20 protein-coding genes and 1 pseudogene are annotated in these 23,629 nt (G+C 68.6%); 14 read left to right on the plus strand and 7 right to left on the minus strand.

Features of this window, described 5'->3' with window-relative positions:
- Positions 1-130 precede the first annotated feature (130 nt).
- Both ACWCRB_RS07365 and ACWCRB_RS07370 read right to left on the minus strand, forming a co-directional pair.
- Entirely contained in the window at positions 131-1,894 is a 1,764-nt protein-coding gene (locus tag ACWCRB_RS07365; RefSeq protein ID WP_450995103.1) for a P-loop NTPase fold protein, read from the minus strand.
- A gap of 69 nt (positions 1,895-1,963) precedes the next feature.
- Positions 1,964-3,199 carry an acyltransferase family protein gene (locus ACWCRB_RS07370; RefSeq protein WP_450995104.1) on the minus strand — a complete coding sequence of 412 codons (1,236 nt, stop codon included), beginning with the start codon at positions 3,197-3,199 and terminating at the stop codon, positions 1,964-1,966.
- Positions 3,200-3,359: 160 nt separating this feature from the next.
- Between ACWCRB_RS07370 and ACWCRB_RS07375 the strand changes: the two genes are divergently transcribed.
- Positions 3,360-7,064 (plus strand): nSTAND1 domain-containing NTPase, encoded by a 3,705-nt coding sequence (locus ACWCRB_RS07375; protein ID WP_450995105.1) that lies wholly within the window; start codon positions 3,360-3,362, stop codon positions 7,062-7,064.
- A gap of 21 nt (positions 7,065-7,085) precedes the next feature.
- Here the strand turns inward: ACWCRB_RS07375 and ACWCRB_RS07380 are convergent, their stop codons facing one another.
- Genes ACWCRB_RS07380 through ACWCRB_RS07390 form a run of 3 tightly spaced genes read right to left on the minus strand, consistent with a single transcriptional unit; the run spans position 7,086 to position 8,220 of the window.
- Positions 7,086-7,472 (minus strand): hypothetical protein, encoded by a 387-nt coding sequence (locus ACWCRB_RS07380; protein ID WP_450995106.1) that lies wholly within the window; start codon positions 7,470-7,472, stop codon positions 7,086-7,088.
- Entirely contained in the window at positions 7,457-7,816 is a 360-nt protein-coding gene (locus tag ACWCRB_RS07385) for a hypothetical protein (RefSeq protein WP_450995107.1), read from the minus strand. The genes ACWCRB_RS07380 and ACWCRB_RS07385 overlap by 16 nt, the downstream gene beginning before the upstream one ends.
- Positions 7,813-8,220, minus strand: coding sequence for an ATP-binding protein (locus ACWCRB_RS07390; protein WP_450995108.1), 408 nt, complete (start codon positions 8,218-8,220; stop codon positions 7,813-7,815). Before ACWCRB_RS07390 ends, ACWCRB_RS07385 begins: the two co-directional genes overlap by 4 nt.
- A 212-nt stretch (positions 8,221-8,432) precedes the next feature.
- On the opposite strand from ACWCRB_RS07390, the gene ACWCRB_RS07395 reads away from it, so the two are divergent.
- From ACWCRB_RS07395 to ACWCRB_RS07415, 5 genes are all read left to right on the plus strand, one after another.
- Positions 8,433-9,314 carry a helix-turn-helix domain-containing protein gene (locus ACWCRB_RS07395; protein WP_450995109.1) on the plus strand — a complete coding sequence of 294 codons (882 nt, stop codon included), beginning with the start codon at positions 8,433-8,435 and terminating at the stop codon, positions 9,312-9,314.
- Positions 9,311-9,517 (plus strand): DUF397 domain-containing protein, encoded by a 207-nt coding sequence (locus ACWCRB_RS07400; RefSeq protein ID WP_450995110.1) that lies wholly within the window; start codon positions 9,311-9,313, stop codon positions 9,515-9,517. The genes ACWCRB_RS07395 and ACWCRB_RS07400 overlap by 4 nt, the downstream gene beginning before the upstream one ends.
- Before the next feature lie 198 nt (positions 9,518-9,715).
- Positions 9,716-10,513: a hypothetical protein gene (locus tag ACWCRB_RS07405; RefSeq protein WP_450995111.1), complete on the plus strand. Its 798-nt coding sequence runs from the start codon at positions 9,716-9,718 to the stop codon at positions 10,511-10,513.
- A gap of 248 nt (positions 10,514-10,761) precedes the next feature.
- Entirely contained in the window at positions 10,762-11,973 is a 1,212-nt protein-coding gene (locus ACWCRB_RS07410; RefSeq protein WP_450995112.1) for a pyridoxal phosphate-dependent aminotransferase, read from the plus strand.
- Between the two features lie 93 nt (positions 11,974-12,066).
- Entirely contained in the window at positions 12,067-12,486 is a 420-nt protein-coding gene (locus ACWCRB_RS07415) for an SCO4983 family protein (RefSeq protein ID WP_369036063.1), read from the plus strand.
- 571 nt (positions 12,487-13,057) lie between these two features.
- Here ACWCRB_RS07415 and ACWCRB_RS07420 read toward each other — a convergent pair.
- The gene (locus tag ACWCRB_RS07420; protein ID WP_450995113.1) at positions 13,058-14,029 is read right to left on the minus strand and encodes a helix-turn-helix transcriptional regulator; all 972 of its coding nucleotides are present in this window, start codon (positions 14,027-14,029) and stop codon (positions 13,058-13,060) included.
- Between the two features lie 111 nt (positions 14,030-14,140).
- On the opposite strand from ACWCRB_RS07420, the gene ACWCRB_RS07425 reads away from it, so the two are divergent.
- The 4 genes from ACWCRB_RS07425 to ACWCRB_RS07440 all read left to right on the plus strand — a co-directional run bounded on the left by ACWCRB_RS07425 (position 14,141) and on the right by ACWCRB_RS07440 (position 18,741).
- On the plus strand, positions 14,141-14,827 hold the full coding sequence (locus tag ACWCRB_RS07425; RefSeq protein ID WP_450995114.1) for an alpha/beta fold hydrolase: 687 nt from the start codon (positions 14,141-14,143) through the stop codon (positions 14,825-14,827).
- A complete protein-coding gene (locus ACWCRB_RS07430; RefSeq protein WP_450995115.1) occupies positions 14,820-15,119 on the plus strand; it encodes a hypothetical protein in 300 nt (99 codons plus the stop codon). The genes ACWCRB_RS07425 and ACWCRB_RS07430 overlap by 8 nt, the downstream gene beginning before the upstream one ends.
- Before the next feature lie 323 nt (positions 15,120-15,442).
- A complete protein-coding gene (locus tag ACWCRB_RS07435) occupies positions 15,443-15,883 on the plus strand; it encodes a hypothetical protein (RefSeq protein ID WP_450995116.1) in 441 nt (146 codons plus the stop codon).
- 29 nt (positions 15,884-15,912) lie between these two features.
- Complete coding sequence (locus tag ACWCRB_RS07440; protein ID WP_450995117.1) at positions 15,913-18,741, plus strand: tetratricopeptide repeat protein; 2,829 nt, start codon at positions 15,913-15,915, stop codon at positions 18,739-18,741.
- Positions 18,742-18,811: 70 nt separating this feature from the next.
- Here ACWCRB_RS07440 and ACWCRB_RS07445 read toward each other — a convergent pair.
- Positions 18,812-18,955: pseudogene (locus ACWCRB_RS07445) on the minus strand (transposase); the annotation flags it as partial.
- Positions 18,956-19,086: 131 nt separating this feature from the next.
- Between ACWCRB_RS07445 and ACWCRB_RS07450 the strand changes: the two are divergent.
- The 4 genes from ACWCRB_RS07450 (at position 19,087) to ACWCRB_RS07465 (ending at position 23,620) form a co-directional block, all read left to right on the plus strand.
- The gene (locus ACWCRB_RS07450; protein ID WP_450995118.1) at positions 19,087-20,181 is read left to right on the plus strand and encodes a hypothetical protein; all 1,095 of its coding nucleotides are present in this window, start codon (positions 19,087-19,089) and stop codon (positions 20,179-20,181) included.
- 97 nt (positions 20,182-20,278) lie between these two features.
- A complete protein-coding gene (locus ACWCRB_RS07455; protein WP_450995129.1) occupies positions 20,279-21,451 on the plus strand; it encodes a toxic anion resistance protein in 1,173 nt (390 codons plus the stop codon).
- Positions 21,448-22,998, plus strand: coding sequence for a substrate-binding and vWA domain-containing protein (locus ACWCRB_RS07460; RefSeq protein ID WP_450995119.1), 1,551 nt, complete (start codon positions 21,448-21,450; stop codon positions 22,996-22,998). The genes ACWCRB_RS07455 and ACWCRB_RS07460 overlap by 4 nt, the downstream gene beginning before the upstream one ends.
- Positions 22,985-23,620 carry a hypothetical protein gene (locus ACWCRB_RS07465; RefSeq protein WP_389358827.1) on the plus strand — a complete coding sequence of 212 codons (636 nt, stop codon included), beginning with the start codon at positions 22,985-22,987 and terminating at the stop codon, positions 23,618-23,620. The genes ACWCRB_RS07460 and ACWCRB_RS07465 overlap by 14 nt, the downstream gene beginning before the upstream one ends.
- The last annotated feature ends 9 nt before the right edge of the window (positions 23,621-23,629 follow it).

A 23,629-nucleotide genomic window follows, 5' to 3' on the forward strand; every position in this document is an offset into this window, starting at 1 on the left:
GGGACGAAAGGGTTTACGGAGACAGTTGGGGACAGTTACCGCCGGGAACAGACACAGCGACCCGCCCGGCAGACATGACTGAGCCGGTCCCGGGCGGCGGACAACACGGCCCGCGACAGAAGGAGTTGCTTCAGGACTCGCGCTGGCGGATTTCCGTACAGGCGTCGTCGATGGACGCGAAGAGCGCGTTGCTGCCCTTCGCGATGCGCGCCCCGAGTTCACGGGACCGCCGCTGGCGGGCGGGTGTGACCCGGGCGCAGAAGAACACCACGGGCCCCTCGAAGAGCCGCAGCGTACGCCAGCTCGCGAGGTCGGTGAAACCGGCGTCCCGGTTTGTGCCGCGCGCCACGTCGGAGATCAGCAGGTCCACCCGGTGCGCGCCGAGGATCCGCTCGGCGGTCCAGCCGTTCTCGGCCAGCAGGATCTCGGCGCCGTGGGACTCCAGATGGCGGCGGTAGGTCCGGTTCCACTCCGGATGGTCGTCGACCCAGAGGATGCGCAGCCCCCGGTAGGCGGCGTTGCCCAGGGCCGTCTCACCGCTCTCCGGATCGTCCTCGCCCCGGATCGAGGTGACCGGCGTCGCCCCGCCCTCCTGCAACTGCTTGACCAGCTCGTCCACTTGGGGCAGCGCCATCCACTCCTCGACGAGGTGGACGAAGCTCTGGTCGCGCACGAGGACCGGGAACGCGGTGGGCAGTTCCTCCTCCAGCCGGGCGAGGACGGCCTCCCAGCTCTCCGCGTCCTCCGGCTGCGGTTCAGGCAGACCGTGCCCGGTCACGGAGTCCACCGTGGCCTGCCAGGCCTCCGGAGCCACCTGCGCCCACCGGCTGAGGACGCGCCGGGCCGTCCGGTACTCCAGGAACTCACGGGCCGCGTGCGCGTAGGTGCCGTCGCCGGCGACGAGCAGCCGGTAGAAGTCGGCGTACAGGTGCTGGAGGAGCAGCGTGCGGATGACCGCCTCCGACTTGAAGCGCGCCCAGACCGGGTTGAGCGCGCACTCCAGGCCGAAGCCGTTGATGAGCCGTTTGATCCGGCGCGGGTTGCGGGCGGAACGGTCGGCGATGAGCCGGACCAGGTCGTCGTCGAGCAGTTCGCGCAGCCCGGCGCGCTCGGCGCAGTGGCGGACGTACGTCTCCAGGTCGGGGCCGCCCGCCACCGGCAGCCGGTAGCTCGTCTGGAAGACCTTCTCCATGAACGCGGAACCGGCAGGCCCGAGGTCCCGCAGCAGCCCGGACGGGCCGAGCGCGGCCCGGTCGCAGCCGATGACGAAGGCCAGCCCCGGCACGTCCAGATAGACCTTCACCGCCTCGCACACCGCGAGGACCGTCTCCTCCGAGCAGCGGTCGAGGTCGTCGACGAAGACGACGAGCAGCCGGCGCGGTTCGTACTCCGCCGAGTCGGCCCACTCGGTGGCGAGGTCGCGCAGCGCGTCCCGCATCTCGTTGCGGGCCTTGGGATCGACGGACAGGTCACGCCAGAACTGGTCGACGAGCCCGGCCGCGCCGAACGGCGCCGAGGCGATGGTGAGCGTCGCCCGCAAGGCCCGTATCAGGGTCCCGCGTTCGGACGCGCCGTGGATCACGCGCCGCAGCAGCCGCCGGTCGAACTTCATCAGCACCGACTTGATGAGCCCTTCCAACGCGTCGGCACCGGAGGAGGTCCAGGCGTTGTACCAGACGATCTCGACGTCCTGACGCTGCCGCAACTCGGCCTCGACGAGCCGCATGAGGCTGCTCTTGCCCATTCCCCACCCGGCATCGACGGCAAGCGTGAAGGGGGTCGCGGTCCGGGAGTCGTGCAACAGCCGGGCCAGCTCCCGCGCGGCCCGCCCGGCACCCAGCAGATCACCCTCCGGCACGGTCACGGGCTCGTCGTTCAGCAGCGAGAACCTCATGCGTCCGGCTGCTCCCTTCCTTCTGATCGAGAAGGTCAACATACCCAGGGTCAGGGCAACTTGGGATCGTCACGGTGGCTGCACACGGCGTGCCAGCCTGCGGCCCCATGCCTGGCTCGGTGCTTCGACGTAACGGTGAGTCAGCAGACACAGGGGCAGCAGCACGGCGAAGAACGCGACTTCGAGCGCAGGACTGTCCTGCCGCCGTCGGCCGATCGTGCTGTCGATCACGGCCAGCGGCACCGGATGCAGCAGATAGACCGAGTAGCTGATCGTTCCCAGTCCGGTCAGCATCCGCGGTATGCGCCGACGGCGGGACAGCAGTCCGGCGCCGAAGGTCAGTACAGCCAGCAGGAACGCGACGATCCAGCCTCGCCGGGTGAAGTGGTCGCCGTCGCCGTACCAGTACGCACTCCCTACAGCACAGGCAACCACTGTGACGGCGGTACCGGCCGCACGGCGCCAGGTGCTCTGACCGTTCTCGGCACGGTGAACGGCGGTGCCGAGGAACATCACGGCGAGGATCACCAGGCCTTCCCACAGCGGGACCGTGCCGTTGAACGGGACCAGGGTGAGCGCCAGCACCCCGCCCAGCGCACCCCCGAACACCCGGAGCACGGGTGACGCGGCGCTCGCACAGCAGATGGCGACCCCCATGGCGATCGACGCGAACACGATCAGCGGGCCGGTGCCGACCAGTCCGGACAGGGCAGAGGAGGGCAGCGCCACCCCTGCCGTCACACTCGCGGCGGCGAGCACGGCCAGGACGACCGCGACCGCCGCGGACCGCCCGTGAAGGCGGACCGTGAAAAGAGCCACGACCAGCAGGTAGAAGGACATCTCGTACGAGAGCGTCCACAGGACGAGCAGGAGACTGGGCGTCCCGAGCAACTCCTGGAGCAAGGTGGCGTGGGCCACCGCCACAGTGGCCACGCTCTGTTGGCCGAAGTCACGTATCTCCGCGATGCCCAGGAGGTCGAGGGCGAGGAGCACCGTGACGACAGCCGCCCACAGCGGGTACACGCGGAAGATTCGTCCGATCCAGAACGTCCGGACGCAGCCCCGGCGCTCCAGCGATGCGGGGATGATGTAGCCACTCACCAGGAAGAACACCATGATGCCGTAGCGGCTGGTGTTGAACTGCGGCATCAACTCCCGCCGGAAGTCCGCCATGAAGGTGTACGAGGAGTGGTCGAACACCACGACGAGCGCGGCGATGCCACGCGCCGCGTCCAGCCAACCCAACCGAGACGCGGGGGAGAGTGGACGCACCGGTGAAGCAGGGACGCGGGGTGGGGATTGCATGCGTTGCCAGAGTCCTCTTCGGTGAGATGTCCGCCGGGCTTGCTGTGCGGCGGGGGCATCACCGAGTTCAGTGGCCGGTGCATTGTTCGGCAGTACCGTTCTGGCGGCTGAACAATGAACCGGCGACTGGCGGGGGTGAGTTGTGGCGGGGCGTCGTGAGATGCCGGTGGATCCGGCGGCGGGTCCGGTGCAGCGGTTCGCGTTCGAGTTGCGCAAGCTGCGGGCGGAGGCAGACGGGATCACCTACCGGTCGCTGGCTCAGCGGGCGGGCTACTCGGTGACCGCGCTGTCGCAGGCAGCGGCCGGCGAGCAACTGCCGACGCTGCCGGTGGCCCTGGCGTATGCCGGGGCGTGCGGTGGAGACCTGGCGGAATGGGAGACCCGGTGGAAGGAGGCGGTGGAGGAGTCCGCCGGTGACGACTCCCGGGACGACGACGGATCACCCACGCCGTACCGGGGTCTGGCTCGGTACGAGCCCGGGGACAGCGGCCTGTTCTTCGGCCGGGAACAGCTCACCGCCGACCTGGTCGACCTGCTGCGCCGCCGGCGGTTCGCCGCGGTCTTCGGCCCCAGCGGCAGCGGCAAGTCCTCCCTGCTGCGGGCCGGCCTGTTACCCGTCCTCCAGCACGCTCAGGAGCCGGGCCTGCGCCCGGCCGCGATCCGGATCCTGACACCGGGCGAACGCCCGGCCCGCAGCCACGCATCCCTCCTCACGCCCGCGACTCCCCGCGACGGCAGCGCAGGACCGGACACTTTCATGATCGTCGACCAGTTCGAGGAGGTCTTCACCCTCTGCCACGACGCGGCCGAGCGCACCCGCTTCATCGATCTCCTGCTGACGGCCCGGCAGCCCGGGAGCCGTCTGCGGGTGCTACTGGCGGTGCGCGGCGACTTCTACGGCCGCTGCGCCGAGCACCGCGACCTGGCCGACGCACTGCGCGACGCCAACCTCCTGGCCGGAACGATGAGTCGGGCGGAACTGCGCGATGCCGTCGTCAAACCGGCCACGGCTGCCGGACTGACCGTGGAACGCGCCCTCACAGCCCGGCTGGTCACGGAGGTCGCCGACGCGCCGGGCGGGCTGCCCCTGCTGTCCCACGCGCTGCTGGAGACCTGGCGCCGCCGCCGCGGCAAGACACTGACCATGACGGGGTACGAGGCGGCCGGATGCCTGGACGGCGCGATCGCCAAGACCGCCGAGCAGGTCTACGGCCGGTTCACCGCAGACCAGGCGGCTGCCGCCCGTCGGGTGTTGCTGCGCCTGGTCATCCCCGGTGACGGCACGCCCGACACCCGCCGTCCCGTCGAACGCGCGGAACTGCCCGGCACCGGCCGGGACGATACCGCCCAGGTGGTGGAGGCACTCGCCGGAGCGCGGCTGCTCACCCTGGACGACGACAGGGTCGAGATGGCTCACGAGTCCCTGATCACGGCCTGGCCCCGGCTGCGCGGGTGGATCGAGGAAGACCGCGAACGCCTGCGTGTGCACCGGAACCTGACCGAAGCGGCCCAGGCCTGGCAGGACCTGGGCCGCGAAAAGGGCGCTCTGTACCGAGGAAGCCGGCTCGCCGCCGCCCAGGAACACTTCGGCGGCGCACCATGCGAGGACCTGACCGACCTGGAGCGCGCCTTCCTCGACGCCGGACTCGACCACGAGCAGCAGGGCCGTCGCCGGTACCGGCTGGTGCTCACCGCGGTCACCGCCGCCCTGTGTCTCGCCCTCGTCGCCGCCGGCCTCGCCGTGGGGCAGTGGCAGAGCGCGGTCGCCGCCCAGCGCCTGGCCGAGTCCCGGCAACTGGCCGCCCAGTCCAGCGCACTGCTGGACTCCGAACCCGACCTCGCCGCACTGCTCGCCGTCCATGCCTACCGGACCAGCCCGACCCGCGAAGCCACCGCCGCCCTGTATGCCGCCGCGGCGCTACCGCTGCGCAAGCGCCTGGTCAGCGGCACCGAACCGGTGGATTCTCTCGCCCTCAGCCCGGACGGCCGCACCGTCGCCGCCCACAGCACGGACGGCGGAGTAAGGATCTGGAGTCTGCCGGAAGGCCGGCTCCGGCACACGTTCCCCGGCCGAAGCACCGGCGAGGTCACGACTGCGGCGTTCAGCCCCGACGGCCGCACCCTCGCTGTCTCCACCGGCGGGGCGATACGCATGTGGGATCCGGCCACCGGCAGGAAACGCGGAACCCTCACCATCCCCGGCGGTTCGGTACGCGGGATCGCCTTCAGCCCTGACGGTCGTACCGTGGCCGCCGCCTCAGCGACGGCTGTACGGCTGTGGGACATGGCCACCGGCCGCAAGCGGCAAGGCTTCACCGGCCACCCCGACCCGCAGGCGGTCGCCTTCGGCCCTGACGGACGTACCGTCGCCGCCGTGAGCCTCGGCGGACTGGTGCGGGTGTGGGACGTGGCCACCGGCCGCACCCGGACCGCCCACGACGGCCGGATCGACGGCCAGGTGGTGGCTCTCAACCCGGACAGCCGAACCTACGCGGTTGTGCGCGCCGACGGTTCGGTGCAACTGCGGGAGACGGCTACCGGCATCGTCCGGCGCACCGTCCGGGACGGTCCCACCGGGTTGCACGAGGTGGCCTTCGCACCCGACGGTCGGACCCTCGCGATCCCGGGCCAAGGGGACAAGGTGCGGCTGTGGGACACCGCTTCCGGCACAACGCGAGGCATCGTGGCCGCCGGTCACCACGCACGGGGGGTCATGGAAGTGGCTCTCAGCGCGGACGGCCGCACCCTGGTCACCAGCAACAACCTGGACCCCGCCGTCCGCGTCCACCGCCTGCCCGCCGATCCCCCGCAGACCACCCTGCCCGGCCCTGCCGGCACGTACATCGCCGACATGGCATTCGGTCCGGACGGACGGACGATGGCGACGGTTCGCCAAGGGCCGCCCGGCCATGGGTCGGTCGAGCATTGGGATGTCAGGACCGGCGGTCGCGAGGCCGCACTGGCGCTCGACACCGACCCGGCACCCGGAGGAAGGCAACTGCCCTTCACGGCTTCCCGCCTCGGGGCCGTGGGGTTCAGCCCGACCGGGCGCGCCCTGGCCGTCAGGACCGTGCGAAAAGGGCGGACAGAGGTGGTCGAGGTCCGGGACGTGGCCACGGGCCGTCTTCGCCAGAGCCGTGCCCTGGGCGCCGTCGGCACGGCGGTCTTCAGCCCCGACGGGACGCGGCTCGCCATCGTCGGCGTGGAGGGATCGGTGTGGATCTGGCACCTTTCAACCGGCGTACTCCGCACCGCCCGCAACGGCCACGGCGAACCCGTCAGGACGGCGGTGTTCAGTCCGGACGGCCGCACACTCGCCGTCGTGGGCATTGAGGCCGACGGCGAGCAGATCACGCTGCTCGACGCGGCAACCGGCCGCACGCAGCGCACCATCGACCCGGGCACCCGGAGCCCGCTGTCCCTGGCGTTCAGCCCGGACGGACACACGCTGGCCACCGTGGCCGGCGGCAACGGACTGGTGAAGACATGGGATGCGCGCACCGGTCGGCTCCAGGACAGCTTCAGTGTCGGCGATGAGGCGTCGTCGCCGGCTTTCAGCCCCGATGGACGCACTCTGGCGGTGAGCACCGTGGGCGGAGTCCAACTGTGGGACCTCACCACCGGCCAGACCAGAAGCACCCTGCCGACCCGCTCGCCCGAAACAGTGGCGTTCAGCCCGGACGGACGGACCCTGGCCATCGGCACGGGCGACTCCGTCGGCCTGTGGAACGTCGACCTGCCCGACCCGGCCCGCGCGATCCGCAACATTTGCGATGCTGCCGACGCCTCTCTCACCTCTCAGGAACAGTCCCGCTACTTGCACGGGCAGTCCGCGGATACCGGCTGCCGGACGACCGTGAGATAGGACCTCATCGATACTCAAAGGTCATGGGCGCGGACATGGACACTGCGGACCATGGTCGGCGCGAGCCAAAGACAGGAAGAGCACGGGCCGGGCGGACCACTCAACACGCGTGTCTCCTGCGGAGGCGACGAACGCGTACGTTTCACCGGCCCGGAGCCGCATGACCGCTTCCCACTGGCCATGGTCGAGCCACCGGAACGCCCGCTCGGTGTCCTCGGCGTCGAACGCGGAGAGCAGCACACGCACGGCAAGACGCATCCACACCAACGCCTGTTCCGGTGTATCGGCCACTTTCGTCCGGAGCCCTGTCCCTCCATTGCCGCCGTCCGCCGTCGAGTACGCGGTGAACTCGCACCACCAGCCAGGACGACCGGCGGACGCAGGGCGGTGCATCAGGCTGCGGCGCATGTCGCCTCCTGGTCGACCTGGTCGGCGGCACGGCGTACGAGGACAACGGGGGTGACGACCAGTACGTACCGGACGCCGCCGTCACAGATCATGTACGTGTACGTCTCCTGCCGACCGAGCCGCAGCAAGGCTCGCGCGTGCTCCCAGCCGTCGGACATCCACGCCCGCACCGGAGCGGCGGCCGGTGGATCGAGTTGCTCCGCGATGTGTCCGGCCCGCCGCACCAGCCAAGCCATGGCTAGCCAGGCGGAGTTGGAGCGGCAGCGGCCGAGTCCGTACAGCGAACGGCCCGAGACGGTGTATGCCACACAGTCGGCGTCGAAGGAGGCGGACGGCGCGCTCAACACACCGCCTCCCCACGGTTGATGACCAGATGAGCCCAGACCGTCTTACCGGTCTCCCTCGGTCGCACGCCCCACTTGTCGGACAGCCCCTCGACGATGACGAGCCCGCGCCCGTCGCAGTCATCAAGGTCCGCATCTCGTCTCTCGGGCATCCGCCACTGAAACGAGTCGGACACCTCGACGATCAGCACGCCGTCGCGCCGACGCAGTCCCACCTCGAAGAACTCACCGATCCCCTTGGCATGCAGGACGGCATTGGCCGCCAGCTCACCCACGATCGACTCGGCGTCGTCGGCCAGTTCGCCGAGGAGCCAGAGGGTCAATATCGCGCGGACATGGTCGCGGGCGACCGGCACCGAATCCTTGCGTAAGCGGAACCTCTTCGTATTCGTGCGCCCGGACATAGGTCCCCCAAGGTCAGTGGGCAGGCGGAACCAGAATCACCCACCGTCCCGAAGCGGGGACACTGCGTGACGCAACCCACGCTAGGGGGCAACCGGTAAGGTTCGCAACTAGCTTCAGAACGCAAAGTTGCGACTAACCTCAAGTCGCCAATCAGCTAGCGTGTGGCAACTGAACCCGTGCAGACTGGTTACACGCAGTAGAGGAGGGGGACATGCCCGCAGGTGGACGCCCTACCGTGCGCAGCAGGTGGCTCGGCGCAGCCCTGAGGCGATACCGCGAGGCGGCGAAGCTCGACCAGCAGCACGCGGCCGAACACATCGCCGGTTCGAAGACCAAGATCAGCAGGATCGAGGCCGGCCAGGTCTCCGCCCGCCCTGGCGATGTCCGCCTCATGTTGGAGCTGTACGGGGTCGAAGACCGCGACGTCTACATGAGACTTGAACAGCTCTCGCGGGACTCCAACAAGCGAGGCTGGTGGCTCAACTACCCCTGGGCGTCACAGGACGAGGGGTACACCGATGTCATCACACTGGAGGCGGATTCCACTTACATCCGCACATGGCAGCCGTTGTTCATTCCCGGCCTGCTACAGACCGACAACTATCTCAGGACACTGCTGAGTTCGAGCCTGACCGTCCACGCCCCCGAAGCCGTTGAAGAAATGGTGGCCATCCGGCAGGCACGCCGTCAGACCATCGAGGAGGACGGCGCACGATTCGCAGCGGTCATCTGGGAACCCGCACTCACTGCGGCCATGCCGTCCACGAAGATCCATCGTGAGCAGTTGCTGCACATTCTCAACGTCGCGCAGCGGCAGAACGTAAGCATCCAGGTGCTACCGCTCTCCGAGTGGCGGGCCGCGCACTTGACGTCCCACTTCGTGATGTTCAGCTTCGGCCCCGAACCCGCTCCCGAGGCTGTCGCGTACGACACCACGACGAGCACAGTGATCCTCGAAGATCTCAAGGACATGGCTCATCACGCACAGATCTTCGAGGCCCTGAGGTCTGCCGCGCTGCCCCCCGATCAGAGTCTGGCTTTCATCCGGAAGGCAATAAAGGACATCCCGGACGACGAGAAAGAATCGGAATGAAGAATCAGGACATCGTCACCGCGTTCAAGAAGGCCAGCGCCTCACAGGGGGGTACACAGGAGTGCGTCGAGGTCGCCCACACCGCCGACGGAGGCCGCGCGATACGCGACAGCAAGGACCCCCATGGCCCCGTCCTCTTCTTCGCCCCCACGGAGTGGAATGCCTTCAGCGCCAGCGTCAATGACGGAGAGTTCGGCGACTAAGGGCCGAGAAGGAGTGGGGTGGCCGGCCACGAGGAAGTGGCCGGCCCCAAGACCGGAGACACGGATGAAAGGCATCTGCCAAAAATTTGGCGTATGCCACCGTGGGCACCTCGCCGCCCCCATGTGGTGGAGGCTCCCGGAGTTGCAAGAAGAGGGTCGGGCAGAAGACTGCCGTTGTCAAGTCATGGAGGTTACTGGGTGACCAGCCTGGCTGCGTGGGTGGGCGTGGACTCGAGAGGTCCCGCATCTTTGTACATTGCCACGGACAGCAGAATCTCCTGGGGCGATACTCATTCCTGGGACAGCGCAAGGAAAACTTTCGCCTGCCACAAGTCCCCAGACATTTTCGGCTATGTAGGATACGTATTCTTCCCCGCACTGTTCCTCCCCACCGTCATTGAAATACTCAGCCTGGAGGAGGCCAGGGAAAACAACAGCGTGACCACTCGCCAAGAATACCTGCGCAGCATTATCGAGCACGTCTGGTCCAGCTTCCCCCCAAAGGAAAGGTACGACCTTTCAATCGTTCATGCGACACGAGTGGGCGAAGGCGTCGCCTGCGAATTCGGCTTCCAGATACTCAAACTTGACGCCAAATCCGGCACAGTAGAATCTGAACGAATTGAAATACCTACCAGCAGCTCACACTTGACTTTTCTCGGCAGCGGGGAAGGCCACCTGAAGAGCGCGTCGGCCAAGTGGGCTGAATCCGACTCCGGCGGCACCAGTCGAGCCCAATTCAGTTCCTTCTGCGACGCACTAAAGGAGAGAAAAGACAGGCGCAGCGGCGGAGCACCACAACTGGTTGCCCTCCACAGAAAGAATCCTGGCATTACACTTGGGGTTTCCTGGGAAGAAGGATTCTATATAAACGGAATGGCCATCCAAGAAGGGGTGTCGATCCAAGGGATTTCTTGGATGAACCGACTCTTCGAGCGCGTCGGAGTAGACCATAAGCGGCTCCCTGGTGCTCAAGTCCACGCTGATCGCAGATGAAGGTCTGAGGATCCGGCGGGCACGGGTCTCGGCCTCCTGGACCCGGTACGGGATCCCGCTGCGGTTCCACCTCGGGGGCCCTGGCGGATGCGAAGGCGACGATCTCCAGGTCCTGAGTCACCCCGGCAGCAAGCCACCCACCCGCCACACCCACGTCCCCTCTCCGCGCCCCGCCCCCGTCCCCGTCCCCGTCTCACGTGGCGGATAACACGAAGCCCGACGCATTACGGCCCCGTAAACTCACCGCCATGCAGCTGATCCAGTCGACCAAGCTCGCCAACGTCTGTTACGAGATCCGGGGCCCGGTTCTCGAAGAGGCGATGCGGCTGGAGGCGGCAGGGCATCGCATTCTCAAGCTGAACACCGGCAATCCGGCCGCCTTCGGCTTCGAGGCTCCGCCCGAGATCCTGGAGGACATCCTCCGCAACGTGTCGTCGGCCCACGGCTACGGCGACGCGAAGGGACTGCTGGCCGCGCGCCGGGCGGTCGTCATGCACAACCAGACCCTCGGCATCGAGACGGACGTCGAGCACGTCTTCATCGGCAACGGCGTCTCCGAGCTGATCGTGATGGCGATGCAGGCCCTGCTCGACGACGGCGACGAGGTGCTCGTCCCGGCCCCCGACTACCCCCTGTGGACGGCGGCGGTCTCCCTCTCCGGCGGTACGGCGGTCCACTACCGCTGCGACGAGCAGGCCGACTGGATGCCGGATCTCGCGGACATCGAGCGCAAGGTCACCGACCGCACCAAGGCGATCGTCATCATCAACCCGAACAACCCGACGGGCGCGGTGTACGACGACGCCATGCTCCGCGGGCTGACGGACATCGCCCGCCGCCACAACCTCCTGGTCTGCTCGGACGAGATCTACGACAAGATCCTGTACGACGGCACCACGCACACCTCGACCGCGAAGATCGCCCCCGACCTCCTCACCCTCACCTTCAACGGCATGTCGAAGGCGTACCGCGTCGCCGGTTACCGCGTCGGCTGGATGTCGATCTCCGGCCCCCGCGCGCACGCCGACTCCTACATCGAGGGCCTGACGATCCTGGCGAACATGCGTCTGTGCGCGAACATGCCGGGCCAGCACGGGGTGGTCGCCGCGCTCAGCGGGCGCCAGACGATCAACGACCTGGTGCTGCCGGGCGGGCGGCTCAAGGAACAGATGGACGTCGCGTACGAGCTGCTCACCAGGATTCCGGGCGTCACCTGCGTGAAGCCGAAGGGCGCGCTCTATCTCTTCCCGCGTCTCGACCCGAACGTCTTCAAGATCAAGGACGACCGGCGGATGGTCCTGGACCTGCTCCGCCGCGAGAAGATCATGGTCGTGCACGGTACGGGCTTCAACTGGCCCGAACAGGACCACTTCCGCGTCGTCACGCTGCCCACGGTCAGCGATCTGCGCGACGCGGTGACCCGTATCGGCACGTTCCTGGACGGCTACAGCCAGCCGTAGTAGCCGGGGGCTCACCCTGCGCGACCGGGGTCAACTTTAGACAGAATCTAAGCTAGGATGGTTTCCTGTCAGCGCACAGGAGGCCATCTCCCCATGTACGAACCGATCCGCACCCCGTCGGTCCACAGCACGCTGGCCGGCGCCGCCCCGGACTTCCCGCACCGGTCGCGTGAGGAAGAGCTGGACATTCAGCTGGCCGGTCACCTCGCCGCGCTTCTCACCGCGACCGACGAGTTGCGCGCCGTCGCGCCCTCCGCCGATCTGGACGCGGCCGCGGAGCGGCTCACCGCCGAGGTGAGCAGGTTGAGGCGCGGACGTACGCCCGCTCGCGCATCGGCGCCCCGCAGCGCCGCGCCCGAAGTCACCGCCCTGCACCGGCGGGCCCACGCCCTCGCCGGGCGAGCCCTGGTCGTCGCGGCCTCGCGGGCCGATACGGCCGCCGCGATCCTCGCCGCCGAACGTATGGACGCCCACGCGGAGGCCAGCGGGCCTCGCGCGCTCGCGTCCCGCTAGCCCCTCCCGGGCTCCCCCGACGGCCCCGGTCCGCGCGCTCCCGCAGCGACGTGCGGACCGGGTGCCACAGCACTGCGTTCGCTTGAGCAGGGTTGATTCTGTGATCCCGGGTTGTGAAGTGCCGTTGGATGCGGTGACTGCCGTGCGATTCGCCGTGGGAGGGTTCTGTAGGCCTCCGTCGGTGGACGTGGAAGACAGGAACAGCTTCGTCGGCTCAGCCTTCCCCGGTTCGAATCCCGGCGCCGCCACGCTGAGGAAGCCCTACTCCGAACTGCGGGCATGTGCGGGCATGTGCCGCATATCCGGGCGCCATCCCCGGCTTGAGCCGGCGTTGCCTCAGGGCCGTGACGTGGTGGGCACTGTCATCGCGGGACGGCGTCTGCTGGTTCACCGGGCGCTGATGACTGCAGAGTTGCTGTCGTTGCCATTGCAGGACCGGCCCCAAGGGCTCTGGAAGGCCTGGGCGGCGACGCAACGGGAGGGGCGGTGGTTGTGCGGGCGACAGGGTGGTGACATCGGGCCGCCGCTACCCGCAGTGAGTGATGTTCATCCCAGCCCCATGACCGGCAACTCAGGGCTCGTCCGTCACGGCGGCGCTGAGACGCGTGGCGAGCGCTTCCACCGCCGCGCGCAGTTCCTGCCCGCCCTCGACGCGGAAGGCGAGCGGCAGCCGCGCCAGCCACTCCTGCGCGTACATCGTCGGATTCCTCGTGCTGCCGACGAGCACGCACCCGTCCCCCGACGGTTCAAGCCGTCCCATGGGCGGCCGGATCCACGGCGCCACCTCGGCCATCGGGGCGTCGAACACCACCCGCGTGGGAAACTCCCACCCCTTGCCCAGGTTCTCCTCCAGCGCCGCCACCGGGTCGAGGCCGTCGGGCATCTCGAAGCCGCGGGCGGTCTGCCGGACCGCGCGGACCCGGTCGATCCGGTAGGTGCGGATCGCGTCCGCGTGGTGGGAATGGCACAGGAGGTACCAGCGGCCGTAGCGGACGACGACCGCCCAGGGGTCCACCTCGGCCTCCCACTCGTTGCCGGACTCACTGCGGTACGTGACCAGCACGCGGCGTCGCACCGCGCTGGCCCCGACGAGCGTGCTCGTGAGGGCGGGATCCGGACGGGACGGGTTCCGGTCGGGCGCCGCCGACGCGTGCTCGCGCAGGGCGGCCGCCTGCCGGCCGACGCTCTCGGGCAGCGCCCGGATGACCTTGCCCAGGGCCGCACCGACAAGGTCGTCGGCATCGGGGTCGGCGGCCGCCGGCTGACCGTCGAGGACCGCCATGACCAGGCCCAGCGCCTCGGGCTCCGTGAAGACGACCGGCGGCAGCCTGGCCCCGCGCCCCAGTCGGTACCCGCCGTAGGGGCCCCGGGCCGAGTGCACGGGGATGCCCGCCTCGCGGAGGATCCCGACGTACCGGCGCGCGGCCCGCTCTGTGACACCCAGGGACGCGGCGAGCTCGTCGGCCGTCACCCCCGTGGTGCGGGACTGGAGGATCTCGAGGGTGCGCAGGGCTCGCGCGGTGGGGCTGAGATCGGTCGGCACCCGAGCAGATTAGGTGGTCACGAGATGTACCGGAAGTGGATTGTCCGGAACCAGTCGTAGCGTGATGGGCCTGACCGACCTCACGGGCTTCACGGGAAAGAGAACTGATCTATGGACATCCTGCTCATCGCCGGCCTCTGGCTCGACGGATCCGCCTGGGACGACGTCGTGCCCGCCCTCGAGGAACTCGGCCACCGCCCCATTGCGCTCACCCTCCCTGGTCAGGGTGACGGAGCCGAGTCCGCCACGCTGGAGGACCAGGTGGCGGCGGTGCTCGCCGCCGTGGACGCGGCGCCGGAGAAGCCCATGGTGGTCGGGCACTCCGTCGCCTGCACTCTGGCCTGGCTGGCCGCCGACGCGCGGCCGGAGCGGATCGCCAAGGTCGCCCTTGTCGGAGGTTTCCCGTCCGCCGACGGGCAGCCGTACGCCGACCTCTTCGAGACCAAGGACGGCGTGATGGCCTTCCCCGGCTGGGGCCCGTTCGAAGGACCCGACTCCGTCGACCTCGACGAGGAAACGCGTAGCCGCATTGCCTCGGCGGCGATCCCCGTGCCCGAGAGGGTGGCCAAGGGCACGGTGCGGCTGAAGGACGAGCGGAGGTTCGACGTCCCGATGCTGCTCGTGTGCCCCGAGTTCACCCCCGCCCAGGCCCGGGACTGGATCGACGCCGGTGACGTGCCCGAGGTCACCCGCACCAGGCACCTGGACTTCGTCGACATCGACTCGGGCCACTGGCCGATGACCACCAAGCCGGTCGAACTCGCCCGGCTGCTGGCCGCGGCGGCCGCCGATGCTTGAGCCCACTCCGTACCAGGCCCGCCCCCTGGACGCCTCCACCTGGGACGCCTTCGCGGAGCTCGTCGAGCGCAACAACGGGATCCTCGGCGGGTGCTGGTGCATCAGCTACCACCCGGAGTGCGGCCGGCACGGGATCAGCCACCGCGAGGCCAAGGAGGACAGGGTGCGGACCGGCCGCGCCCACGCCGCGCTCGTCCTCGACGAGGACGGCACCGCGCAGGGGTGGTGCCGATACGGCAGCCCCGAGGAGCTCCCCAACATCAAGCACAGGCGCGTTCGACGGTCCCGCTGAACAGGAAGCGGCCCTGCGCCTCGTGTCCGTCGGTCACCTCCGACATGGCTTCGGCGAGGCCGCCACCGGCGTGGGCGATCTGGTCAGGGTGGTCGATCCGGTGTGAGGCTGCAGGGTCAGTGCGGCAGGGTTCGTACCGCAGGTCAGTCCCCCACACACACGGCAGCCTCCCGCTTTCCGCTTGGCCGATGGCGAACAGCGGAGAGAACCGGGGAAGGGGGCTGCCGAGCGTATATCGGGCAAAGTTGGCGGTATGCATGCCGTTGGAGCGCTACGGTCTCAGCTCTAGTGTCATGCGGTATGCCGCAGAAAGGGGAATCTGCGTGTTATCTGAGGCATTGGCTGCGCTGGCGGCAGCGGGGGGAACCTCGGTGGTCCAGTCTGCGGGAAGTGACGCGTGGGATGGGTTGCGTGGTCGGTTGGCGTCTTGGTTCGCTCGCGGCGACGGGGAGCGCGAGCGGGGTGAACTGGAGCGGTTGGACCGTAGCGCGGCTGCTCTCTCGGCAACGGATGACGGCAGGGCCGAGCAGGTGAGGGCGGAGCACCGAGTCCTGTGGCAGACCCGCATCGCGACTTTGCTGGAAGGTCTGGAGAGCGAGGGGCGCACGCAGGCCGCCATAGAGTTGCAGCAACTACTGCGGCAGGCTGCGTGTGAGGTTCCCGGTGAGACCGCGCTGGTGTTGGGCAACACCTTCTTCGGTGACACCGCTGTCCAGGCCGGCAGTCTCAATCGGCAAAACAACAACTTCCGCTTGCGTCCATGACGCCTGGCGAGGGTGTACCGGGCGGGGGTGTGTCCCACAGCGTCTTCCAAGGGCACACCGCGGTGCAAACGGGAGCCTGCTCCACGCAGAACAATCAGTTCGTCTACCAGTGGAAGCCGGCTTACCGGATTGAGGAGTTCCCCACAGAGCCCGAGAAGGTACTGGCGTGGATGGTGGCTGAGCAGCCGGCCCGGCTGCTGCGCGCGGCACACCAGGTGGTGCCCTTCACGGGCCGCGAGGAGGATCTCACCGCGCTGGCGCGCTGGCGGGATGATTCCGCACACCGGCTGGCCGTCCGGTTGGTCCACGGGCCGGGTGGGCAGGGCAAGAGCCGCTTGGCCGTCCACTTCGCCCGCCTGAGCCGCGATGTGAAGTGGACGGTGTGGGAGGCTGTCCACAACGAAGCCGACGCTTCCCCGCTCCGGACCACCCCGCCCCCGGAAGCCCCCGGCGGCCTGTTGCTGGTAGTGGACTACGCCGAACGCTGGCCCACGACGGACCTGCACCGTCTGCTTCAGGAGCCGCTCGTCGCCTGTGCCCAAGGCCCCGTGCGGGTGCTGCTGCTTGCCCGCCCGGCCGGGTTCTGGTGGCAGAGCCTGAAAACCTGGATCCTCGATGAATGCCATGCCCCCGCCCAGCCGCACCCGTTGCTTCCGCTGGCCAGTGCCGCCCGTACGCCTGCCTCAGGTGCGGTAAGGGGCAGCCTCTCGCCCACAAGGACTGAGCTGTTCGTCCAGTCCTGTCAGCGCTTCGCCGACCGCCTCGGCCTGCCTCCTGACCAGGCCGCCCGGATCGAACTGCCCCCCGACCTGGACACCAAGGGGGAATACGCTCAGGTCCTGACTATTCACATCGCCGCCTTGGCAGCCGTCGATGCCCAGCTCAACAACCACGACGCACCTGTCAGTCCAGCCCGCGCCTCCGCCTACCTGCTGGAGCGCGAGGGCGCCTACTGGGGCAAATTGCACCAGCGTAAGGACGAACCCCTGTCCACGACACCTGTGGAGATGGGCCGGCTCGTACTGACCGCCACGCTCACTCGTCCGCTCACCCGTCTTCAGGGGCAGACAGCCCTGGCCCGGATCGGTATCGCGGACTCCGTCACCGCGGCGAACAGATTCCTCGACGACCACCGTCACCCCTATCCGCCGCCTCCCGCCGATCCAACACGGGACGTGACCGTGCTGGAGCCGCTTTATCCCGACCGACTGGGCGAAGACTTCATCGGGCTGATCACGCCCGCTACCGACACGCTCCACCCTGTTCCCGAGGCAGTTGTCGACGACTGGGCTCACCAGGCCGCTGAGCGCCTGCTGACCATCGTGGATGCCGAGTCGGCGGCACCGTGGACGCGCGAGGCGCTGACCGTGCTCATTGAAACCGCGAGTCGATGGCCCCACATCGCCACCGGCCAACTGTTCCCGCTGCTGAAGAAGCATCCCGAACTCGCTGTGCATGCCGGCAGCAACGCGCTGGCCGCCCTGGCCGGCCTCGACTCGCTGGATATCACTGTCCTGGAAGCGATCGAACCTCACCTGCCTTCCAACCGGCAGGCCGATCTCGACGTCGGCATTGCCGCCTTCATGTCACGTCTGGCTGAGTACCGCCTGGCCACTACGCACGATCCCGGGACACGTGCCTTCACCCTGGAGATCCTGGCGCTACGCCAGTCCTGGGCTGGACTTCATCATGAGGCCGTCACCGCCAGCAGCGAGGCCCTGGGCATCTGGCGCGAAATCACGCGCACGGATGCCTCACACCGGTCTGACCTGGCACGCGCACTGTGTGACCACGGAACCTATCTGTCGGGGACGGGCCAGTGGCAGGAGGCACTGGCCACCGCCCATGAGGGCTTGGCAATCGAGGGTGAGCTATCGGCCGACAGCGCAACTGCCTTTGACGCCAAGGCTTTCGTGATGGCCGTGTCCAACTACTCGCTGTATCTCTCAAAGACCGGCCACCCGGAACAGGCCCTCAGCGCTGTTCAAGATGCGGTCAATCTCTACCGTCGGCTGCAGCTCGGTGACTCGGCCGCGTACGCCACTTTGCTCGCCAATCTCGGCATCCGATTTGCGGAGGCCGGTAATCCTGAGGCGGGATTGCCTCCCCTCGAACAGGCCGTGGAAATCCGGCGTCGACTGGCGGCGGCCCATCCGGCAGCCTACAAGCCGCGCCTCGCCGACGCGTTGATCGCGTTTGGCGGGTGCCAGTCCCTCGCAGGGGAGCATGACAAAGCTGCGATCGCTGCTCGCGAGGCAGTCGACCTCTACCGGGAGTACGTGAGGCACAACCCGGCTTCCCATGAATCCAATTTTTCTGGAGCACTCTCCAATCTTGCTCTGGCCCTGCGCGAGGTTGAGAGGTGGCAGGAAGCATTGAGCGCCGCCGAGGAAGCAGTGGAGATCCGGCGTCGACTGGCGGCGGCCAACCCGACCGCCCACCAGCCTGAACTTGCGGCCGTGTTGTCCAACCTCGCCTTGACCCTGTCCGACGCGGAAAGGTGGGAGGAGGGTTTGAGCGCGGCCGAGGAGGCGGTGGAGATCCGCCGCCGGCTTACAGCGGCCGACACGATGGCCTACAGTCCCGCACTGGCTAGTTCGCTCACCAGCCTGGCAGAGGTGAAACTGGGCGCTCGACGAGACTTGAGCGGGGCGCTTCGGGATACAGGCGAGGCCGTGGAGATCCATCGCAAGCTGGCGCGATCTACACCCGACGTATACACCTCACACCTCCTCCACGTGCTGGGGGTGCAGGCAACTGTGCTTGTCGCGCTCGGACGGCTTGAGGAAGCGCAAGCGGTAGAAAGGTGGTTGATCGCCAACGGAACCGCCGCTACGAAAGCGCCTGACAACGGCTGACACAATGACCTGAGTTGGCTTCGTGGATGTCGGCTCGCCGTTCCCAGCGGGTGCGCAGTCGTCGGAAGCCGTGCAGCCGCTGCCACACGCCGGCCTCGTTCCAGGCCCGCAATCTGAGCCGGCACGTCATACCCGAGCCGAAGCCCGGCTCCTGCGGCAGGTACTCCCACTGGATGCCGGTATGCAGCACGTACAAGATCCCTGCGGCAGCAGCGGCTCCAGGCGGTCCCACAGTCTCATTGTGTCAGCCGTTGTCAGGGGCGCGTTGCGTACCGGGACGGGCGCTTCACCCGCCGTTCATTCTCCTGGCCGGGGAACGTTGGATTCCGGGAGCACGCTCCCGGCGTGAGACGAATCGCAGGGATTGTCCTCGCGGTCCTGCTGATCGGCGGCGTGGTGGCAGCTGTCGTGGCGGGCCGGGACAACGGGGACCAGAGCACGGCAACGAAGACCGTGCACGGAGTTATCGGGTCGGAGAAGGCCGAGTTCTTCGCCGATCCCGACGTGGTGAAGGCCCTTGCCGCCAAGGGCTACACCGTGCGGACGGAGACCTCCGGGTCGTGGGCCATGGAGGGCCTCGACCTCAAGGACTACGACTTCGCGTTCCCGTCCAGCCAGGCCCCCGCCGACGAACTGGCCGCCAAGTACAAGGCACGCCAGCCGCTCCCGAGGCCCTTCTACTCGCCGCTCGTCGTCGTGGCCCACCGCAACGCCGCCGAAGTGCTGGCCGCCAACGGACTCGCCGTGCTCGACAAGGGGCAGCATCGCGGCACCCTCAAGATGGCCGCCTACGTCAAGGCAGCGGGCGACGACCGCACCTGGCAGCAGCTCAAGGGGACTGAGAAATACGGGGAGTTGACCGGCACCCTCTACATCGCCTCGACCGACCCGGAGAGTTCCAGCTCCGGTGCCCTCTACCTCGCCGCGACCAGCTACGTGGCGAACGGCGGCCGGGTGGTGTCGAGCAGCGCCGACGTGAACCGCACCGCACCCCTCATGCACAAGCTGATCAGCGTCCAGGGCGCCCAACAGCCCAGCTCCGACGCGGCGTTCCGGGACTTCGTGAGCGGCGCCGGCAATCCGCTGGTGCTGGTGTACGAATCGCAGGTCGCCTCCCTGCTCGGCGACAACAGCGGTCAGCAGAGCGCCGGCGACCTCACCGTCCTCTACCCCGACACCACGGCCAACAGCGACCACACCGTCGTACCGCTGACCGAGGAGGGCCGTGCACTCGGTGAACTCCTCAGCGACGACCCGGTGTTGCGCAAGCTCGCCGTCCGGCACGGGTTCCGGCCGCAGGGCGACGCCGCCGAGTTCGTCGCGGCCACCGCGGCCGACGCCGCCTACCTCAACCAGAAGCTGACCGGCGTCCGGCAGGCGCCCGTGCCCACCTCCGAGGTGCTGCGCGAGATGGCGCGCCGGGCCCGGAGCCAGTCGTAACCAGGGGGAATCGCACGTGAACTACCAGAAGCCGAACCAGGATCCGAACCAGAATCCGGTCTACGCCCCGAACCAGAACAGCAGTCAGAACACCAGCCTGAGCGGCGACGACGTCTTCACGCTCACCGCGCCCGAGCCCGTCGCGGCCGTGCCGCGCGAGAAGGCCGGCGGGCTCGTCCCGGTCGACGACAGTGTCCGTACGGACATGGCCCGCAAGGCCGCCGAGTACGTCGGACAGCTCGCCTCCCTCGACGCCCGCTCGCCCGAGTTCGCGGGCCGGGTCGGGGAGATCACCGGCCTCGGCGCCGGTGAGATGCGGTCGGCCGCCGCGCAGTCCAACCGCATGCTGGAACGGGCCGTACGCAGCCTGCCGGGCAAGGGCGGGGACGCCCAGTCGCAGGTGGCGGGCTCGCTCGTCGAACTCCGGCGTGTGGTCGAGGACTTGGACCCCCGTGACCTGCCCGCCGGCAAGGGGCGGAAGCTTCTGTCCAGACTGCCCGGGGGCAACAAACTGCGCGACCACGTCGCCAAGTACGCCTCCTCACAGGCGACCTTGAACAAGATCGTGGGCTCGCTGCGCGGCGGACAGGACGAGCTGCGCAGAGACAGCGCGGCCCTCCAGACCGAACGCGTCCGCCTCTGGGAGACCATGGGCAAGCTCCAGGAGTACGTCGTCCTGACGGAAGCCCTGGACTCCGCCGTCGAACAGCACATCGGCAGCCTGGAGTTGACCGATCCGACGGCCGCCGACCACCTCCGCGCCGACGTCCTCTTCCCGGTCCGGCAGAAGCACCAGGACCTGCTCACCCAGCTCGCGGTGTGCGCACAGGGCTACCTCGCCATGGACGTCGTACGCCGCAACAACGACGAGCTGATCAAGGGGGTCGACCGCGCGGCCACCACGACCGTGTCCGCGCTGCGCATCTCCGTGATGCTGGCGTCCGCCCTCGACAACCAGAAGAAGGTCATCGAGCAGGTCAACGCGTTGCGCGGGACCACCGAGGATCTCATCCGGGGCAATGCCGAGATGCTCGCCACGCAGAGCGGCGAGATCCAGCGGATCGCCGCCGACCCGGCCGTCGGGGCGGAGACGCTGCGGACCGCGTTCCAGCAGATCTACCGCACCCTCGACACCATCGACACCTACAAGGTCCAGGCGACGGAGGCGATGGCGGCGACCGTGGAATCGCTGACCTCCGAACTCCAGCACGCCAGCGCCTACTTGGACCGCAGTCGCTCACAGAGCGCGCTCGACGGGGGCCAGATATGAGCATCAGACGCCGACTGGCCGCCGTCGCACTCGCCGCCACCGCCCTCCTGACCGCCTGCACAACCCAGCAGGAGCCCGAGCAGCTCTTCGACAACGGCTCCCCCGAACCCGGCACCCTCCGTGTCCTCGCCTCCAGCGAGCTGTCCGACATGACGCCGGTCCTCGACCAGGTCGAGAAGGACACCGGCATCAAGGTCCGGCCCACCTACATGGGCACCCTCGACGCCATCGACATGCTGGCGAACGGGAAGACGGACGGGCGGTACGACGCCCTGTGGCTGTCCTCCAACGACTATCTGCGGCTGCGCCCCGACGCGGCGAAGAAGGTAGTGTCCGAGACGCCGATCATGTCGAGCCCGGTCGCCATCGGCGTAAAGCCCGCCACCGTCGCGGAGTTGGGCTGGAAGCCGGACCAGGTCACCTGGTCCCAGGTGGAGCAGGCGGTACGGGACGGCAAGCTGACGTACGGCATGACCGACCCGGCGCGTTCCAACTCCGGCTTCTCCACGCTGGTTTCGGTGGCCTCCGGGCTGTCCGGAGCACAGTCCGCGCTCACCGACGCGGATGTGCAGAAGGCGTCGCCCCGGTTGAAGGAGTTCTTCAAGGGGCAGAAGCTGACGTCGAGTTCGTCGGGCTGGCTGGCCGCCGCCTACGACCGGCGCGGCACCGTGGACGCCCTGCTCAACTACGAGTCCGTCCTCAAGGGCATCCCGGAGCTGACGGTGATCCGCCCGCGCGACGGAGTCGTCACCGCCGACTACCCCATCACCTCCCTCGCGTCGACCGACGCGGCGACCCGCGAGGACGTCCGCCGGCTGACGGAGGCCCTGCGCACCCCGGCGGCCCAGCGCCACATCACGAGCACGACGCACCGCCGCCCGGTCGTCGCCTCCGTACCGCCCGCGACCGGCCTCGACACCTCCCGCCGCCGTGAACTCCCCTTCCCCGGCAGCCGATCGGTCGCGGACGGCCTGCTCGACGCGTACGAGAACAAACTGCGCCGCCCCTCACGGACCGTGTACGTCCTCGACACCTCCGGCTCGATGGAGGGCGACCGTCTGTCCGGCCTGAAGGAGGCGCTGAACGGGCTCGTCGGCGACTTCCGGCACCGCGAGGAGGTCACGCTGATGCCGTTCGGGTCGGACGTGAAGAGCGTGTCGACGCATGTCGTGAGCCCCACCGATCCGCAGAGCGGGCTCGACGCGATCCATCGGGACACCGACTACCTCGAAGCGGACGGAGACACCGCGATCTACACCTCGCTGGAGAAGGCGTACGAGCAACTCAGCGCCGACCGCGACATGTTCACCTCGATCGTGCTGATGACGGACGGCGAGAACACGGCGGGCGCGAAGGCCGACGACTTCGACGACTTCTACCGCCAACTCAGCGCCCGGCAGCGGGAGATCCCCGTCTTCCCCATCCTCTTCGGCGACTCCGACCGCGCCGAGCTGACGCACATCGCCGAGCTGACCGGCGGCCGTCTCTTCGACGCCCAGAAGGGCTCGCTCGACGGCGCCTTCAAGGAGATCCGTGGCTACCAGTAGGTTCGTGGGGTATCTGGAGTCCCGGAAGAACATCGCGGGCAGCGCGTGCGGGCTGGTGGGCCTGGTGCTGACCTTCACGGGTGTGGCGGGACCGTACTGGCCGGTCGTGGTCGCGGGACTGTACGGCGCGGGCGCGCTGATCGCCCCGCCGGAGCGTCAGCCGCTGCCGGACTTCCCGGACCCGTCGGCGCAGCTCTCCGCCCAACTCGACGAGCTGCGAGGGGACTTCGAGCGGCTGGGCGCCTATCTGGGGCAGGTCGAGCTGCCGCCTGCGGCGGCCGGCCAGGTGACCGAACTGTCCGGGCTGGTCGGTGCGTTGCTGGAGCCCGGGTGGGTGACGGACGTACTGGCGCAGGATCCGGAGGGCGTGCACGCGCTGTCGCGGATCGTGCGGCAGGACCTGCCCGAGGCCGTCGACAGCTTCGTACGGACGCGGTGGTGGACGCGTCTCGCGCCGGGTCAGGAGCCGCCGGAACGGCATCTGGAGCGGCAGCTCGGGCTGTTGCGGGACGAGGCCGAGGCGCTGGCGGCGGGCCTCAGGGAGATCGAGGCCCGCCGCCAGGAGTCGCACACCCGCTACCTGGAGGGCCGGGGGCCCCGCAGCGGCGGGCTGGGCGACTGACGTACACCG

The organism is Streptomyces sp. NPDC002156, from assembly GCF_053593675.1.

Bases quoted from the DNA above. Each gene is read 5' to 3' on its own strand.
- ACWCRB_RS07380 (WP_450995106.1), bottom strand. From the start codon at position 7,472: ATGCGCCGCAGCCTGATGCACCGCCCTGCGTCCGCCGGTCGTCCTGGC.
- ACWCRB_RS07375 (WP_450995105.1), top strand. From the start codon at position 3,360: ATGCCGGTGGATCCGGCGGCGGGTCCGGTGCAGCGGTTCGCGTTCGAG.
- ACWCRB_RS07415 (WP_369036063.1), top strand. From the start codon at position 12,067: ATGTACGAACCGATCCGCACCCCGTCGGTCCACAGCACGCTGGCCGGC.
- ACWCRB_RS07390 (WP_450995108.1), bottom strand. From the start codon at position 8,220: ATGTCCGGGCGCACGAATACGAAGAGGTTCCGCTTACGCAAGGATTCG.
- ACWCRB_RS07425 (WP_450995114.1), top strand. From the start codon at position 14,141: ATGGACATCCTGCTCATCGCCGGCCTCTGGCTCGACGGATCCGCCTGG.
- ACWCRB_RS07395 (WP_450995109.1), top strand. From the start codon at position 8,433: ATGCCCGCAGGTGGACGCCCTACCGTGCGCAGCAGGTGGCTCGGCGCA.
- ACWCRB_RS07400 (WP_450995110.1), top strand. From the start codon at position 9,311: ATGAAGAATCAGGACATCGTCACCGCGTTCAAGAAGGCCAGCGCCTCA.
- ACWCRB_RS07370 (WP_450995104.1), bottom strand. From the start codon at position 3,199: ATGCAATCCCCACCCCGCGTCCCTGCTTCACCGGTGCGTCCACTCTCC.
- ACWCRB_RS07410 (WP_450995112.1), top strand. From the start codon at position 10,762: ATGCAGCTGATCCAGTCGACCAAGCTCGCCAACGTCTGTTACGAGATC.
- ACWCRB_RS07460 (WP_450995119.1), top strand. From the start codon at position 21,448: ATGAGCATCAGACGCCGACTGGCCGCCGTCGCACTCGCCGCCACCGCC.
- ACWCRB_RS07365 (WP_450995103.1), bottom strand. From the start codon at position 1,894: ATGAGGTTCTCGCTGCTGAACGACGAGCCCGTGACCGTGCCGGAGGGT.
- ACWCRB_RS07430 (WP_450995115.1), top strand. From the start codon at position 14,820: ATGCTTGAGCCCACTCCGTACCAGGCCCGCCCCCTGGACGCCTCCACC.